Source organism: Mannheimia kashgarensis (assembly GCF_041807705.1).
In the GTDB taxonomy this organism is placed as follows: domain Bacteria; phylum Pseudomonadota; class Gammaproteobacteria; order Enterobacterales; family Pasteurellaceae; genus Mannheimia.
Genome location: NZ_JBGTYY010000040.1, coordinates 1 through 16,671, shown reverse-complemented (window position 1 = coordinate 16,671; position 16,671 = coordinate 1). Strand labels below are relative to the sequence as shown.

Below are 16,671 nucleotides of genomic sequence, written 5' to 3'. Positions count from 1 at the left end.
AGCGGTTACGCCTGCTACAAACAGCTCTATGAGTTTATGTTGTTTGTACTGACTTAGACGACTTTTTCTCATAGGGTTATCTTAACCTAAATGGAAGTTTTAGTCGTTATCTAGGACAGCCCCTATTTATTTTTATTCCATTAGCGTTTGGAAGTTATCGTAATTTAGCCCTAATTTACGGCGAGCTGATTGTGCTTGCGAGCAAGGGTAAAAATTGGTTACAGCTGAACGTTGTTCGTGTTTGCTGTAGTGATCGCCAATTTGTTTTACCTTCTCAACACATTGATTGTAATCTTGCTTTAACTGCTCAGGATTTTTCGTGTAGTTGTCAATCACAGCTTGCTCTTTCGCTTTTAAAGCATTTTCAAAGGCTCTTTTTGCACTTAATGGCTTTTTATTGCTGAACATCGCGTATTCAGATTTCTGTTGCTCTAAGGTTGGTAAATCTTGAGCTTCAAACGCTTTTTCAGCCTGTTCGCCTAATGCAATTTCCCAAATGGAACAAGCAGAAAGTGGGCGTTTATCTTTCGCACAAAACTCTTTTTCTTGTTTAAGTAATTCATCGTAAGAGAATTTTACTAATTCTGCTTTGCCCAGTTCAACATTTTCTAAATGGATTTCTTCAATCGCTTTACAGGCGTAGTTATCTTTAGGAACAGCAAACCCTGTTTTGCTAAATTGATTAACATATTTAGCACAATCTGAATTTACAATATAGTGAGCTGTTGCTTTCCAATCTACTTGCCCTAGTTCTTGCTTTATTTTTGCTTTTTCACGGTCAATTTCTTCTCGTGCTTTTGCTTCAGCGGCTTTGCGTTCTTGCTCTGCTTTGATTTTTCGATCTTCTTTAATGGCATCAATAGCGGCGTTACATTCAGCATCTGCTTGGAGAGCTTTTAACGCATTTTCATCTTTCTTTTTCCAAGCCTCTTTGGCTTTATTTTCACACTCGGTTTTCTTTGCTTCTGCTTTATCAATATTTTGCAAATAGTAGGCTTTATCTTTTTCAGAACAGCCTGTTAAGGCAAAGGTAGCTGCAATAATGCTGGCAAGAACTATCTTTTTCATAAAATTCTCCTTGTATTAATGAAAATAACAATATTATAGATTGTTTTTTTTTTGGTCAATTTGTTATCATTTTTTAATCGTAGAACGGTACGATAGCCATATAAAAGCCCTGTAAATTAAACTTACAGGGCTTTATTTTAAGGTAAAACTTCAGCCAACCACAATCTCAACTTCAAACTCAAATAACTTGTGTAGCCTGTGGTGTGGTTAAAAATTTTCCCATCTTTGATAATTAAAATCGTCGGGGTGGCTTGAATATTCCAGCCTTGAGAAAACTCGCCTGTTGGGTCATTCAAGGTTGAGAAGGTGTAACCGTTTTCATTGAGGTAAGTTTCTACTTCTATTTCGCCGCCTGATTTTAGCGCAACGCCTAATACTTCCGTCCCTTCTTCAGATAGCTGCTGAACACTTGGCGAAACAACGGTGCAGAAATGACACCAACTTCCCCAAAAATAGAGCAACATCGGTTTTTCGTGGCTGAGTTGGGCGATGATTTTCGGTTGATTTTGGAGGTCGTAATGCACGGTTTGTTCAAATTGAGTTGGGGCAGAAGGGGAGCGATACCAATCTACAACAAGGCTAATCACAATAAACAAACTACCAAAGACAAAAATATTTTTTACTAAGCGAGAGATAAGCGATTTCTTTTTCATAATGTTATATTGATAAAAACAGAAAAAACCTGTGAAAATACTTCACAGGTTTCTAGCTTGAGTATTAGAGAATATCTAATAATTCCACTTCAAATACTAAGGTTGCAAATGGTGGGATTGATGCACCAGCACCACGCTCGCCGTAAGCTAATTCGTGTGGAATGGTTAAACGCCATTTTGAGCCAACAGGCATTAATTGTAATGCTTCTGTCCAACCACGAATTACACCGTTTACTGGGAATTCAGCCGGCTGACCACGTTTCACTGAGCTGTCAAATACCGTGCCATCAATTAATGAACCCGTGTAGTGAACACGCACGGTTGAAGTAGCGGTTGGTTTCTCGCCAGTACCTTTAGTTAAAATTTCGTATTGTAAACCGCTGTCGGTTACGATTACGCCGTTTGCTTTTTTGTTCTCTTCTAAGAACGCTTTATTTTCCGCATCAATGGCTTTAAATGCTTCTGACTGAGCCGCTTCTGCACGCTGACCTAATTCTTGTAATGCGGTTGTTACTTCGTTAATGTCGATTGCAGGCTCATTATTGTTTAATACATCAAAAATACCACGAGCAACCGCTTCTGCGTTTACGTCCATACCGCTGCCTAAAAGCTGCTGACCGATTTGTAAACCGATACCGTAACCGCCTTTTGATTCTACTGAGTCTAATGTAACTGAATTGAAATCTAATGCCATTTTTTGTTCCTTTTGTTAATTGAATTCTGTATTAAAAAATAAATACGCAGAAGTAGATGGGGATTGTTTTTGATAAAACAAGATGCTAAATGAACAAGCGGTAGTTTTTTCGCAAAATTTTGCAAGAAAACAACCGCTTGTAACGATTAGAAGGTTAAGTATGGTGCCACTTTTTCAACTGTTGTATCGTTAATACCCGAAATATTAGATAATTCAGTAGCGCTTTTGATCTTGCCTGCTTTTTTACGATATTTCACGATAGCTTTTGCTTTCGCTTCGTCAATACCTGCTAAAGACTGAAGCTCTTCTTCGCTTGCTTTGTTGATGTTTACTTTTTGTGATTTTTTCACTGTAATCGTTTTTTCAGCCGCTGTTGCTTTTACTGCTGATACTTTTTCGGTTGTGGCAGCTTTAGCTGAGTTTAAGGTTTCTCTTGCAGTTGCTGCTTTTTCAACGGTTGCGACTTTTGCAGCTTCTGCTTTCACTTTTGCGTTTTCGGTTGCAGTACCCACCTTAGCTTTAACAGTTTCCGTTTTTTGGGTAACGCTCTCTTTAACTTCTTTCGCTTTTACTTTCGTATTTTCTTTAACTTCCGCAGCTTTTTGTGCTACAGATGCTTTAGTTGCATTGATGAGTTCTTCGGTTGTTGCAGGTCTTACAGATACGGATTCAGCAAATGATGTTGCTGAAACTGCCATCGCAGCACCTAATGCTAATAATGTTTTTAATACTTTCATTGGAAACCCTTAAAATAAAAAAGAGGAAAATTATTAAAAAAACTGTCATTTAGGACTGTAGGTTTGGAGTAAAGTTCATCACAAATGGTTTTTATAATTTGCAAATTTTTTGCCAAATAAGACCGCTTGTTTTTTCCCATTGCTTAATCTGCTAAACTAACGGCAATGATTTCTAACTACTTAAACACCCGATGACGAAAGATCTTTCCTCCCACACGCCTGATGGTTAAGGCTATGTTTGTTTATTTACAAGGGTTGGCACGCTATTGAAATAAAAAGCTACATAATAACCTACATTTATGTAGCTTTATCTAAGACATTAACTTCTATTATTTTAAGATAGTGTATTGATAGGAGATAGAATTCTCACTATATCCTGCCACTTTTGCCAATCAATATCAAGAATATGTTTACTTTTACAATTTTCTAGAGTTTTATTCACTTGATATCTCATATATCTAGATGAGCTACCAACACAATCTAGAAATGAGTTTATAGCTATGGGTAAGCTTCTTTCCTTCTCTAAAAATGGGAGAAAATCACAAAATCTAGATTGTATAGCTCTCTTACTATAGATATTTATTTTACTAAATGGGTTTTTTAGCTCAGAAATTGATGAAAGTAGCAACTCTTTCTTTGGTTTGATTCTAAGTTCAAGCCTCGTAATACGATTGACTATATCCTTTTCTTTAACTGAAATTAACTCTTTACTACCTATGTTACTTTCCTTAATAAGTTTAGCTTTCTCATATACTAATAAGTAAAGTTCTGAGCGATTATTACCTATTGCATAATTATTTTTACAACTATCTTTGTTGTTATTGAATCTAACACCTGTTCTTGATTTTGGAATGGAAAAATAATAGTTTGATATAAATTGATTACTATATATATCTACAGCAATATCTATTCTTGTTATTTTACTGTTTTTTAGTAGGTTTTTTACAGTATCATCTCCAATACTATCTTTTAGCCATTCTACAATATTGTATATTGAGGAAATTTGAGTGTTATCATATTGTGGGGATAACTCAATTCGAATACCTCCATTATCTTGCTTGTGTGAAAAAATATAAGAGATTACTAAGTAAAAATCAGGGTTGTTAATAGAGGTGATTTTAATACATCTTTTATAATGCTTATCTTTGATTTTCTCTATTTTATATTCTTTTGATTTTTCTCTGCTTAAGAAATCTAGTTTATGGTATGTATTATTACGTTCAAATTGATTATCTATGTATGATATAAAAGATAACTTATCTATCCCCATAAATAGATTGTTTCCTTTAAATTTTCCTACTTTAATAAAGTTATTATCTTTATAAATACTATTTCTATGAAATAAAACTGTATTATTCATAACTATTCCCCCATTGAGTAGTATTACTAGTTAAATATGCTTGTAGTGTGCTAATAGTGTGCTAATAGAGTGTGTGGAAATTGGTTTACACGCGAATGCACGTTCTGTAATCCATTCATCAATTTCTTCTTCTAACCACGCAACCGCCCTTACTGAAAGTTTTTTTGGTTGTGGAAAATCAGATGATTTGATCAAGCGATAAATAGTTGATTTTGATAACGTTGTTTTTGCCATTACTTGGCGAAGTTTTATGAGTTGCATAGCTACCTCGATAGTTATCAAAAGGCGGGATTACCTTTTGTCGAGATGCATTTACAAATATGGAAAATTAGTTTGAACTAGCTGAATTTTGGCTTTTTTTATGGGTTGAAAACTGACAGTCAGTTATAAATAGTTAAAGTTTAATGACTGTCAGTTTTAAGTGGTATATACTGACAGTCAGTTAAATTTAAAGAGGGATTAATATGCACAAGAATTTAGTAGGTCAGACTGCTGAGCAAAAAAGAAACTGCAAAGAGCAAAAAAAGCGGAGAGAGGACATCAAAAAGAAATTCCCTAAGACGATAACTTACTATACCTATGGACCTATCAATAAGAAGATTGAGAAAAGAGCTAAGAGATTTACTGCAATTTTTGAAAAATTAAAGATTAAATACAGAAAGAGTGAGATAAAATCACTGGCTATTACTTACTATATCCATACCTATAAAAAACAAAATTTGGAAAAGCTATTCTTATTTATATATAGAAAATTAGTTAAAAATGAAATTGGTATAGATGACTTAATTCCATATTTAGACCGGAAGTTTCCCGAAATAGAAACAAAGTGGAATAAAAAATTGGTCATTGAGTATCTACTGCTCAAGAAATAAATGATATGAAGAATACCGATGTTGGTATTATTTCTTTTAGATTTACACTTTCAATAGAACAGCTATCAAAAAGCATTAGTTTTTCATCTTTATAGTTATGAATTAAGCTCCAATGAGAGTTTGTTGAGAATAGCACGATAGTATTAGGCTGTTCTATGTGGGATAAAATAGCAGAAAGTAATTTTGAACGCTGTTTTATTGTAGAGGGGGTAATTTTGATATGGTTATGGATGTTAGTTATATGGTTTAGCAGATATTTCATTTGATAAATATCTATCCCACCAGTAAGGAGATCATACATTCCCCAATTATTCATATAAGCAAGAAGTAACTCATTAAATAATGGTTTTCTCCTGATTTTTTTGTTTGATACGAAATAAACAGCATTAACGATACTATAAATTCCACATAAACAATCTAGCTCACCTTGTAATAGTGCTTTCATATTTAACTTTAAGTAGTGGTTATATATACATATTTTAACATATAATAAATAACCTACAAAACAGTCTCCAAAAACACTAAAAGCCCTCGTTTTTTATCTGCACTTAAGCGATCTAAATGCGAGTTTAGTCGATTTCGTATACTGTCTTCTGATACAGGAATAAAACGATGGTTATTACCGTCTTTTTGTTCTGACATACAATCAACAAAAAACCATCCAATTTCAGTATTTAATACAGTAGCGATTTCCACTAAATGAGCCACATTGATCTTATTTTCTCCACGTTCATAGCGAGAAAGTTGTTGTTGAGCTATGCCGATTTGTTCAGACAATTCTGCAGCACTGAACCCAAGCTCTTTTCGCTTTTGCTGAATTCGTTTTCCTACCAATCTGTCTGTTTCTGTTACTGAAAGTTTCGACATTACTCAAGCCCTAATTTATCTTTTATTACTATTTTGTGATTGTTTTACTCTTTTAAAAATATCGGTTATAGTACAAATAATCTTATTTGTTTATTTAAGGAGTTAATATGGTTTCTCAACAACAAGCTATTGAGGCGTTTTATCGCTTATACCAGGCATACCACAACAAACGTTTTACTAAAACACTTAATTTCACTCAGAAAACAGAGCGAGAAATACTTTCTTTAGTGCGAAGCTATCTTTTAGGGTACTTTGAACATCTAGAACCAGAGGCAATGATTCAAGTTGGTAGTAACTATAGAGGTCGTTTTGATTTTCTCATTGATAATATAGCGGTTGAATTCGCTGTAAGATCTGCTAATAAAGGTGGGAATAATCTTAAAGCAAAAAATAACGTTAATGAGATGAAAAAACTGATTAGGTACCCAGACCATTCTTTGATGATTTTATTCGATTTTAAGAGATACAGAACAGATGATGAGGTCATAGCAACTCTTAAAGAATACAGAAATATACCATCTTTAGGTCGAGGAAATCATAATCGATACCCATTTACTGTTGCTTATTTTTATCAGGATGAAAGTGGGGATTTATGCTATTACACTAGAAGAATTAGAGTAAAAAGAAGACCAGTTAGTCTAGCTCAAGATAAACATATTATTGAGGAATTTAAAATAATTAGCCAAAGAGAACTAATTGCAACAGAGTTTGATTTGGAAAATGGTGGTGAACACATTCAAGATTATGAGGTAGAGATCAGGGTTAAAGATAATGAATTAACGATTGAATATCAAGATGTTAATGGAGGTTATCATCAATATAAAGGGGTAGAGATTGCACAGGATACTTATGAATTAACATCTACAGAGAACCCTAGAAATACAGCTACAATGACTTTATACATTTATGAAGATGAGCTTTTAACGATTGAAGGAGAACTGATAGAAGATAATCATAAAAAAGGATGGGTTATTGAGCGAAAACAAGAAAATAAAAATATTGAATAATATCTATATTTATAAGGAAATATGATATAAACCCAAATACTTCTTTATTCCATATTTAAACTATACGAGAAAGAAAACATGAAGAAATTCAGTATTACCAGATCTTATCTCTTGGGATAGTGATTTTTTTTATAGTAGGAAAATTAAGTATTACCAATGATGAGTAACTTATTATGAATTTAGAAAACCTAGATATTGTCGCAGAATATGAAGAATACTTAGAAGGAAGTGATAAATCCTTATGGGGTGAACCTTATCTGTGTTGGATAAAATTTAACAATGAGACCAAAGAGCTTAGTATTAAATTTGAATATATACAAGATAATGATAAGCCTAATACTTATGTCACGTTTTCCGGTAAACAAAGTCCTAATAAGCCACTTTTGTTTTATTTAATGTCTAATAAACCTGATGTTGATAATGCAACAATGCAAGTTAAAGCTGATTATGAAGATGGATTTTGGTATTTTGAAGGTTTTTCTGATGTTTCTTATGTAGAAAACATCGCAGGTCTTCCAGTACAAAAAGTTGAACGTAGAATTATTGATATCTATCAAGTTGAAAGCAATGATTAAACTTTATTAATTGGGGTTGTAGTAGATTAGCCCTAGATCTATTATCCAGAGGTTTTTTATGTATTCAAACAATTTGTTGTTACCGATAGACTTATTAGAGAAGCATTACAATGTGAAGTTACCTGATATGGAGAAAGCTCTATCTACATTAGGTATCACGAATGCAAATATCAGTTACATTGTCGGTCCTGTAGTAATTACTTACCATATCAAATTAGAGTTTGATAGCCTAGAAAGTAAAGTAATCAATCAACTTTCTGATCCGATAAAATGGGCGGAGGTATTAAATGTTCGTGCAGTGCGTATTATACCCGATAATTTTGGCACACTTGTTTTGGAAGTTCCGCATAATCATCGCCATACAATTTCACTCAAAGATATGCTCTCCTCTGAAGCCTTTGTTAATAGCAATGCTGATCTACCACTTGTTTTAGGCGCAGATACAAAAGGTGAGCCTGTTGTGATTGATTTAGCTAAAGCTTCTGATTTACTGGTAGCTGGGCAAGTGGGCGGTGGTAAATCAGTTGGAGTGAATACAATGATTTTAAGTCTCTTGTTTAAACTTACGCCTGAGCAAGTTCGCTTTATTATGATTGACCCGAAAGTGGTGGAACTTTCCATTTACAACGATATTCCGCACCTATTAACGCCTGTGGTAACCGATATGAAAAAGGCAGCCAATGCGTTACGCTGGGCAGTGGAAGAAATGGAACGCCGCTATATTTTAGTCAGCCATTTACAAGTGCGTAATATTGAAGACTACAATGCTAAAATTGACCAAGCGGCAGCAATGAACTTACCAATTCCTGATCCAACTTGGAGACCGGGCGACTCAATGGATAGCTTACCGCCGCCACTACAGAAATTAAGCTATATTGTGTTAATTGTGGACGAGTTTGCAGATTTAATGATGTCTGCTGGCAAAGAAGTAGAAGAGTATATTATGCGATTTGCCCAAAAAGCAAGGGCAGTAGGTATTCACTTAATTCTTGCAACACAACGCCCTTCAACGGATGTAATTACAGGAGTAATTAAGGCAAATATCCCAAGCCGAATTGCGTTTACCGTTGCCAGCCAAATCGATTCAAGAACAATTTTAGATTCTGGCGGTGCGGAGGCCTTATTAGGGAGAGGCGATATGCTTTACTCTGGAGAAGGTAGTCCTGATATTATCCGTGTACACGGTGCGTTTATGAAAGACGACGAAGTGCAACGTGTGGCAGCTAACTGGCGAGCAAGAGGCAAACCAAATTATCTCGATAGCATTGTGGAATCAAAATCAGAGGATAATGATGCCAAAAATGACAATGCAGGCGGCGACTTAGATCCGCTATTTGATGAGGTGGTGGAATATATTATTGAGACTGGTTCTGTTTCTATCAGTAATATTCAACGTCGCTTCTCACTCGGNTTGAGACTGGTTCTGTTTCTATCAGTAATATTCAACGTCGCTTCTCACTCGGGTTTAATCGGGCTGCGAGAATTGTGGATCAAATGGAAGCACAAGGCATTGTATCCGAACCAGGCAAAGGTGGAAAACGAGAAGTGCTGGTGAGATAGAAACAACTCAAGAATGATAGAAAATTCCTATTCTTGTTCTGTTAGTAAATCATCTAGGTAATCTGCCCACTTTTGTAGCCAAATCCTACATTCTTTATCATAAGAATGTAGGTTATACGTTCCCTCAATCCCTTTCTTTGAATGACCTAGAATTGCTTCGCCCACTTCATTTGGACAGCCTAACCTTGCCAAACCAGTACGAACCGTTCTACGTAGATCGTGTGGAGACCAGTGGGCAATATCTAGCATCAAACCGTTTTTTCTGAGTGTCCAAGTCCTTTCTGTTAGGTATTTTTGCTGAATTGGTTTTTCTTGTAATCTCATTTGAAATAGATATTTAGTAGAACGATCAAAGGTTTTTATTAGTTCTACTGCTTGAGTAGATAATTGAACATAACGAGATGTACCAGTTTTAGTTTCTCGTAAGAAAATCGTTTTCATCTCTAGATCAATATCATCCCAAGATATCGCACAGATTTCCCCTGTTCTGCAACCTGTTAAGAGAGTTAATAGGAAAACATTCTGTATTTTTTCCGTAAAACGTGAATTTCTTATCCATCTTAAGAATATCTCAAGCTCCCGATGATCAAAGGCTCTTGTTCCCTTATTATTAGTTAGCTTAACTGCTGTCATTCTTAGGCTTTCTTTTGCTAAAAACGCAGGGTTAACAAAGTTTTCATCGAACTTATCTAATCCAATTGCAAAGCGATAAGCAGAAATCCACTCTCGTAGAACGTTACCCGCTTGAACTTGAGCACCTCGCTCATTTACGATTCTTAAAATATGTTCTGCAATTTCTTTTCTCGTCATTGAAGATGCTAATCTATCCCCAAAAGGAATTACTACATCATTATGTAAAGTTCGGCGAACTTCATCTTGCCCTTTTGGTTTCCTTGCCCCAGCAATTAAACGCCCATTTTCACTATAATGATCTTCAATATATTGGGATAAATAGAGTTCTATAAGATCTTTAACGTAAAATTGTTTCTGTTTTTCTTTACTGGCTTGTTCTTTCTTGTAGGCTTTTAATTCTGTGGCAGGGCAACGACCAGCAAGCCGAATATGTTTTAACTCTTTAAGTTGTTTCCTTGCATCTGCTAAACTAACAGTAGGGAATGAACCTATTTTCACTTGAGTAAGTTTCTTTGTTATCGGGCTTGAATAACGATAAAAGAACGTTTTTATACCTGTTTTACCACAAGTAACTCTTAAACCAGAGTATTCTCCAATATCAGCTTTATCTTGATCCTTAGGTTTCATCATCTCAATTGTTTTTGTTGTTAATGGCTTTTTTACATCATTACTCATAAAATAGCTCCTTGAAAGAAAAGTGCTTATTTGTGTACATATATTATACTACGGGTTATGATAACCTACAAATAAACCTATATTTAAGCATAGGTTTCTATGAGACTTTATGGGATTTTAAGAAACGTTATAGATCCTATATGTTTGATAAAATCATTTAATATCAATATATTAACTAATATAACAAGATGAATTTAAACGAAAAAAACACACAGCATACCCCAATGATGGTGCAATATTTGCAACTCAAAGCTCAAAATCCAGACATTCTACTTTTCTACCGAATGGGAGATTTTTACGAGTTGTTTTATGATGATGCGAAACGAGCGGCGACGTTGTTGGATATTTCTCTCACTAAACGTGGGCAATCGGCAGGCGAGCCAATTCCAATGGCGGGTGTGCCGTATCACGCTGTGGAAGGGTATTTGGCAAAGCTAGTCGCATTGGGTGAGAGCGTGGCAATTTGTGAGCAAGTAGGCGACCCCGTCACCTCAAAAGGGCCTGTTGAGCGAAAAGTGGTTAGAATTGTTACGCCGGGAACGGTGAGTGATGAGGCATTACTGCCTGAACGCCAAGATAATTTAGTGGCGGCGGTGTATGAAGAAAAAGGCACTTTTGCGATCGCCTCGCTTGATATGACTTCTGGGCGGTTTTTAATCAGCGAATTGCCAAATAAAGAGGCATTATCAGCAGAATTGCAACGTTTGCAACCTGCAGAAATTCTATATGCGGAAGATTTTTCGGCAGCAGGCATTTTGAACAATTACAAAGGCTTACGCCGCCGTCCTGTGTGGGAATTTGAGCTGGTGACGGCAATTCAACTGTTAAATCGTCAATTTGGCACACAAAGCCTTGCAGGGTTTGGAGTGGAGAAAGCGGTAGTGGCTCTTTGTGCCGCAGGTTGTGTGTTGCATTATGCACAAGAAACCCAGCGTACGGCATTGCCACATATTACTTCAATCAAATTATTTCAACATAGCGATACGGTGTTATTAGATGCTGCCACTCGCCGCAATTTAGAGCTCACGCAAAATTTAGCAGGTGGCACAGAAAACACGCTGGCTGCGGTATTAGATAAATGCGTTACTCCAATGGGAAGCCGTTTGCTCAAGCGTTGGATTCATCAACCGATTCGAGATTATGCCAAACTACAAGAAAGACAGCAGACCATAGGGGCGATTATTCAGCACGACAGAGTTGGAGAACTTCAGCCCTTGTTGCAACAAGTGGGCGATATGGAGCGAATTTTGGCTCGTGTTGCTTTACGTTCGGCTCGCCCTCGTGATCTCACTCGTTTACGCACCGCATTGGCACAACTGCCTGAAGTTGCAAAAAATTCGCAAAATTTGACCGCTAGTTTAGATAAATTATTATCTCAACTTGCTGATTTCAGCGAGTTACACGACTTACTTGAACGTGCGATTATTGAAAATCCGCCACAACTTATTCGTGATGGTGGGGTAATTGCCGAAGGTTACAATGCGGAACTTGATGAATGGCGGGAGCTTTCAGATGGAGCAACACAGTATTTAGAGAATTTGGAAATTCGTGAGCGTGAAAGTACAGGGATTGATTCGCTGAAAATCGGCTTTAATGCGGTTCACGGTTACTACATTCAAATCAGTCAAGGGCAGGCTCACAAAGCTCCGATTCACTATGTTCGCCGTCAAACGCTTAAAAATGCCGAACGCTATATTATTCCTGAACTCAAAACCTATGAAGACAAGGTGTTAAAGGCGAAGGGGGCATCGCTTGCACTCGAAAAACAACTTTACGATGAGCTATTTGATATTTTAATGCCACGATTAGGCGAGCTGCAACTGGCGGCAATGGTGCTTTCAACCCTTGATGTGCTGACTAACCTTGCCGAGCGATCAGATAGCTTAAATTATGTTTGCCCAACCTTTAGCCCAAACAGAACGGTAAACATCAAAGGCGGCAGACACCCTGTGGTTGAGCAGGTGCTAACAGATCCATTTATCGCCAACCCTGTATTTCTGAACGCTCAACGCCATTTGTTGATTGTAACAGGTCCGAATATGGGCGGTAAAAGTACCTATATGCGACAAATCGCCCTCATTACGTTGATGGCGTATATCGGCAGTTTTGTGCCGGCAGAAAGTGCGGAAATTGGCCCGATTGATCGGATTTTTACTCGCATTGGAGCAAGCGATGATCTCGCTTCGGGGCGTTCAACCTTTATGGTGGAGATGACAGAAATGGCGAATATTCTTCATCAAGCTACTGAAAATAGCCTTGTGTTGATTGATGAAATCGGGCGAGGAACTTCAACCTACGATGGCTTATCGCTTGCGTGGGCGTGTGCAGAATGGTTGGCGAAGAAAACGCAATCTTTAACGCTATTCGCTACCCATTATTTTGAGCTAACAGGGTTGCCAAATCAGCTTAAAGGCGTGGCAAATGTGCATTTAGATGCGAGAGAACATAACGACACTATCGCCTTTATGCACTCGGTACAAGAAGGGGCTGCAAGCAAAAGCTACGGCTTGGCGGTGGCGGCATTGGCGGGCGTACCAAAGCAAGTGATTCAACTGGCAAAACAGCGTTTGGCACATTTGGAGGAAATCTCCCTCCAAACAAAACAAGCCAACGAACACCCACAAGCGGATTTACTGTTTTCCGATGGTTTTGATTTGCAAAAAAATGAAGTAATTCAACCAGTTGTAGCAGTAGAAAGTGAAGTCGAGAAAGCCCTGAAAGCCCTTCAGCCTGATGAACTCACCCCAAGACAGGCGTTGGATGAGTTGTATCGCTTGAAAAAATTGTTGGGGTAAATGTTTTGTTTGACGATAGTGTTTAAAGAGCTCATAATTTATTCAGAAATAGAGTTAAAAGGTAAAATAGCGATGAGATTAATACAGTCAAAAAGTCAGTTCTCAAAAGATTTTCAAGAAAAAATTTCATTAATGTTTGAGCAATCATTAACGGAAGAACAGCGTTTTTTGCAAGGTATAATGAACGGAGAGATTGAGCTTATCTCTCACGATGAAGTGATGGAAAAACTTGAATATGTTTTGAAAAATGGACTGGATCGTAAATGAAACAAGATTATGTTATTTTCTGGTCTAAAAAAGCAGAGTTTAAATTGTTAGATAAAGCAGATTAAATTTATTCTGAAAGTCAAAATGGAGAAGTAGCAAATAAATTTTTAGAAACAATGCGAAGTCTTGCTGAAAAACTGAGTTTTGTAGCATCAGCATATGCCGATGGAAAATTCCATATTTATCCTTTGAAATATGGGCATTCGGTAGAATTTATTGTCGCAGATAATATAGTTGTGATTGAAGACTTTCTCCCTAAAGGAATGAGTTACTCTTTCTATTAAAAATCGCCCCTTAAAACAGGGGCGATTTTCTTTAGAACGTATGCGAAAACTCAATATACACACGGTTTTTGTCATAACTGTAAAACGTGTGATTACTTTTTACTTTATTATATTGCCATGTTAGACGAGGGGTAATGCCTTTAAAATGTAGGGCTCTGTGCCAAATGCTCGCTTGCACGCCATATTCTTTATTACGCTGAGTAATTTGGAAAATTGGCATTGGAGCTCTATATTGCTTGCGAGCATAGCGGACACTTAATTGGGTGGAAAGCCCGTTCTTCCATTCTTGCCCCCAACCCAGTGAAACACCTCTGCGAATAAAGCTATCATCTAAATCACGGGTGCTGGTGCGGTTAAAATTCGCCCCCACAAACCAATATTGTTGGCTGTTAGGGTAAAAATAGAGGCTCGGGGCAATAAAATGATAATTGCCGTCTAAATGTTGGCGGCGGGTGTAACGCTGCTCGGCATATTCATAAGTGATGGCGGATTGCCACTGCGGCGTAATCCAATATTGCCAACGGGTATTTACACCGCCCGATTTGGAGTAACGTTTCGTGCTTTCACTTTGGCTAGAGCCACTGGCATACCACATCTGCTCAAAAAACGGCAACAAGGTGATTTTTTGTTTCGCATTTTGATAACCCAAGCCGAGGCTTTCTCTGAGCGAATATTCGTTATATTTTTTGTTGTTCCAGTAATATTTACCGTTTCCGCTTAAACGAAACTCGTGGAAGAAACCATTGCCCCAAGACCATTTTTTATCCGCCTCAAAGTGAAATCCGACCCCTTGGGCGGATTCTTTTTTCGGTGCAGTCCAGCTATCATAGGTTGTACCAGCGTTTGGGGCATTGTTGATATTCGGGTCGTTTAAATAGGTTAAGCCACCTTGAAATATCCATCTGTCTTGCTTGCTGATTGCGTCTAAATAATGACTGATCATATTTGCAATTTCTGGCGGTAATTTATCCGCTTGTAATTTGTGAAATTGTGCTTCTGCTGCTTCATTTTCACGATTCTCAAAAAGAGTCACCGCAAGCTGCATTCTAATTGGCTGATTTTCAGGATAACTTGCCAGCAATTCTCGGTAGAGTTTAATAGATTGTGTGTAATCTTGCGTTGATTTAGCCTCAACAGCCTTTGCCCACGCAATGATGTCTCCATTTTGCTCAGATGCAGGAAGTTTTTGGTACATTGGCAATAAAAAGACCACATTTTCGCTATGCCCTGTTACCAATGCCATAAGCATTGCCGAATTTAATAATTCAGGTTGCTGAATGAGTTCTTGGCTTGAAAGTGAAATCGCTTTATTGCTATGTTGCACTTTGGGCTGAACCTGAGCAACTTTATGCTCCGGTTTCTCAAACGATTGATTTTGTTGCATTCGCTGATTATCCATTTTCTCTTGAATTTGAGTTGGGGTGACGTCAGCAAATGCGAGAGGAGAAGTAAGCATTAAAGAAATAAAAAGTGATTTTTTCATCATAGAGAGCCGTTAATAAATAGAAAAGGCCATTTTTCAATAGCCTTTCAAAAAGATCAATTAAAAATTACTGTTTTTTACCACCAAATGCACCAGAGAAGCTTGATGAGCTGTAAGCTCCGCCAATTTCAGATGCATCTGGACCATAGAAATGCCCTTCTAACTCAGCGGCTTTTCCATTATAAACTGCTGTACCTTCAAACTCGTTATCATCAATTTTAGCGTTAGTAATGGTCACATTTGGAGCAACATCACCGTTTATGGTTTTATTAGCAAAATCAACAGTTAGCGTATGGCCTTTTGAGTCTAAGGAGTCTTGACCATTTGCCACAAACACACCTTCTACGTTATAGGTTGCCGTACCGGTTTTCGGCATATTCGCTTTTGGCGTTTCTTCACCTTGGGTAAATACATAGCCGTCAATATGCCCGAATTTAGAGCTTGCATATTTTGTACCGCTTACCGTGACATCGTTATAAGTTACGCCATTAATGGTGGCGTTTTTTGGTATCTTAGTAAATCCACCTGATACAATGCCACTCCAAGCGACAGGGAAGGTTTTGCCATCAACCACTAATACTTGTTTATAAGTATTGGCTGTGTTGATTTCAAATTCTTTGCTGTCTCGCGTACGGAATGCTGTTCCCATATCATCAGAAGAATTTGTTTGGGTTGGTTGAGTTGGAGTTGTTTGGGTAGGTGCAGGTTTATTAACAGAAGTATTTGTATTGTTATTTGCAGCAGGAGAAGTACTATTATTTCCACCACCTGAACTACCACAAGCAGAAATTACACAAGCAGCAAGAAGCGTTAAGCTAAATTTTACGATTTTTTTCATAGGTATGTTCCTTTTTAATTTGAAAAATAGAAACTATTATGATGAGCTAGGATGAGCCATCAAATAGAGTATGAAGAGTTTAGTATCATTTGTAAATAGATAAAATAAAATCACCCTAGTGGAGCAATTTTATTATTTTACCAATTCCACAACCTCTCTTACCAACTTCCCAATCTCCTCCCACTTCTGCGCCTTAATCAGTGATTTCTCCACAAACCAAGAGCCACCGCACGCCACCACATTCGGAATAGCAAGGTAGTCGTTGATGTTTTGCGGTGAAATACCACCAGTCGGCATAATTTG

At 37.2% G+C, this 16,671-nt stretch carries 16 protein-coding genes and 3 pseudogenes; 6 read left to right on the top strand and 13 right to left on the bottom strand.

The window, feature by feature from the left end:
• From ACERCF_RS11590 to ACERCF_RS11560, 7 genes and pseudogenes are all read right to left on the bottom strand, one after another.
• Positions 1-72 (bottom strand): annotated as a pseudogene (locus ACERCF_RS11590) (IS1595 family transposase); the annotation flags it as partial.
• 60 nt (positions 73-132) lie between these two features.
• Positions 133-1,068: a hypothetical protein gene (locus ACERCF_RS11585; RefSeq protein WP_373625669.1), complete on the bottom strand. Its 936-nt coding sequence runs from the start codon at positions 1,066-1,068 to the stop codon at positions 133-135.
• Positions 1,069-1,205: 137 nt separating this feature from the next.
• Complete coding sequence (locus tag ACERCF_RS11580) at positions 1,206-1,721, bottom strand: protein disulfide oxidoreductase (protein ID WP_373625668.1); 516 nt, start codon at positions 1,719-1,721, stop codon at positions 1,206-1,208.
• A 64-nt stretch (positions 1,722-1,785) separates the two neighbouring features.
• The gene (locus ACERCF_RS11575) at positions 1,786-2,415 is read right to left on the bottom strand and encodes an FKBP-type peptidyl-prolyl cis-trans isomerase (protein WP_373612229.1); all 630 of its coding nucleotides are present in this window, start codon (positions 2,413-2,415) and stop codon (positions 1,786-1,788) included.
• A gap of 146 nt (positions 2,416-2,561) precedes the next feature.
• Positions 2,562-3,152, bottom strand: a complete 591-nt coding sequence (locus tag ACERCF_RS11570) for a helix-hairpin-helix domain-containing protein (RefSeq protein ID WP_373612230.1) — start codon at positions 3,150-3,152, stop codon at positions 2,562-2,564.
• 334 nt (positions 3,153-3,486) lie between these two features.
• Entirely contained in the window at positions 3,487-4,512 is a 1,026-nt protein-coding gene (locus ACERCF_RS11565; protein WP_373625667.1) for a hypothetical protein, read from the bottom strand.
• A 30-nt stretch (positions 4,513-4,542) separates the two neighbouring features.
• Positions 4,543-4,773 carry an AlpA family transcriptional regulator gene (locus ACERCF_RS11560; protein WP_373625666.1) on the bottom strand — a complete coding sequence of 77 codons (231 nt, stop codon included), beginning with the start codon at positions 4,771-4,773 and terminating at the stop codon, positions 4,543-4,545.
• Positions 4,774-4,976: 203 nt separating this feature from the next.
• Between ACERCF_RS11560 and ACERCF_RS11555 the strand changes: the two genes are divergently transcribed.
• Positions 4,977-5,384, top strand: coding sequence for a hypothetical protein (locus tag ACERCF_RS11555; protein ID WP_373625665.1), 408 nt, complete (start codon positions 4,977-4,979; stop codon positions 5,382-5,384).
• On the opposite strand, the gene ACERCF_RS11550 is transcribed toward ACERCF_RS11555, so the two are convergent.
• Positions 5,374-5,829, bottom strand: coding sequence for a hypothetical protein (locus tag ACERCF_RS11550; RefSeq protein WP_373625664.1), 456 nt, complete (start codon positions 5,827-5,829; stop codon positions 5,374-5,376). The genes ACERCF_RS11555 and ACERCF_RS11550 overlap by 11 nt on opposite strands.
• 53 nt (positions 5,830-5,882) lie before the next feature.
• On the bottom strand, positions 5,883-6,251 hold the full coding sequence (locus tag ACERCF_RS11545; RefSeq protein ID WP_373625663.1) for a helix-turn-helix domain-containing protein: 369 nt from the start codon (positions 6,249-6,251) through the stop codon (positions 5,883-5,885).
• A gap of 107 nt (positions 6,252-6,358) precedes the next feature.
• Between ACERCF_RS11545 and ACERCF_RS11540 the strand changes: the two genes are divergently transcribed.
• From ACERCF_RS11540 to ACERCF_RS11530, 3 genes and pseudogenes are all read left to right on the top strand, one after another.
• Positions 6,359-7,258 carry a hypothetical protein gene (locus ACERCF_RS11540; protein WP_373625662.1) on the top strand — a complete coding sequence of 300 codons (900 nt, stop codon included), beginning with the start codon at positions 6,359-6,361 and terminating at the stop codon, positions 7,256-7,258.
• Between the two features lie 173 nt (positions 7,259-7,431).
• On the top strand, positions 7,432-7,833 hold the full coding sequence (locus ACERCF_RS11535; protein ID WP_373625661.1) for a hypothetical protein: 402 nt from the start codon (positions 7,432-7,434) through the stop codon (positions 7,831-7,833).
• A 127-nt stretch (positions 7,834-7,960) separates the two neighbouring features.
• Positions 7,961-9,393, top strand: a pseudogene (locus ACERCF_RS11530) (DNA translocase FtsK); the annotation flags it as partial.
• A 27-nt stretch (positions 9,394-9,420) separates the two neighbouring features.
• On the opposite strand, the gene ACERCF_RS11525 reads toward ACERCF_RS11530, so the two are convergent.
• Positions 9,421-10,701 carry a tyrosine-type recombinase/integrase gene (locus ACERCF_RS11525; RefSeq protein ID WP_373625660.1) on the bottom strand — a complete coding sequence of 427 codons (1,281 nt, stop codon included), beginning with the start codon at positions 10,699-10,701 and terminating at the stop codon, positions 9,421-9,423.
• A 188-nt stretch (positions 10,702-10,889) separates the two neighbouring features.
• Here ACERCF_RS11525 and mutS point away from each other — a divergent pair, with 188 nt between their 5' ends.
• Positions 10,890-13,496, top strand: a complete 2,607-nt coding sequence (gene mutS / locus ACERCF_RS11520; protein ID WP_373625659.1) for a DNA mismatch repair protein MutS — start codon at positions 10,890-10,892, stop codon at positions 13,494-13,496.
• A gap of 72 nt (positions 13,497-13,568) precedes the next feature.
• Entirely contained in the window at positions 13,569-13,763 is a 195-nt protein-coding gene (locus ACERCF_RS11515) for a hypothetical protein (RefSeq protein WP_373625658.1), read from the top strand.
• A gap of 315 nt (positions 13,764-14,078) precedes the next feature.
• On the opposite strand, the gene ACERCF_RS11510 is transcribed toward ACERCF_RS11515, so the two are convergent.
• From ACERCF_RS11510 to ACERCF_RS11500, 3 genes and pseudogenes are all read right to left on the bottom strand, one after another.
• Positions 14,079-15,530, bottom strand: coding sequence for a surface lipoprotein assembly modifier (locus tag ACERCF_RS11510; protein WP_373625657.1), 1,452 nt, complete (start codon positions 15,528-15,530; stop codon positions 14,079-14,081).
• Between the two features lie 67 nt (positions 15,531-15,597).
• Positions 15,598-16,368, bottom strand: coding sequence for a Slam-dependent surface lipoprotein (locus ACERCF_RS11505; protein ID WP_373625656.1), 771 nt, complete (start codon positions 16,366-16,368; stop codon positions 15,598-15,600).
• Between the two features lie 132 nt (positions 16,369-16,500).
• Positions 16,501-16,671, bottom strand: a pseudogene (locus tag ACERCF_RS11500) (bifunctional 4-hydroxy-2-oxoglutarate aldolase/2-dehydro-3-deoxy-phosphogluconate aldolase); the annotation flags it as partial.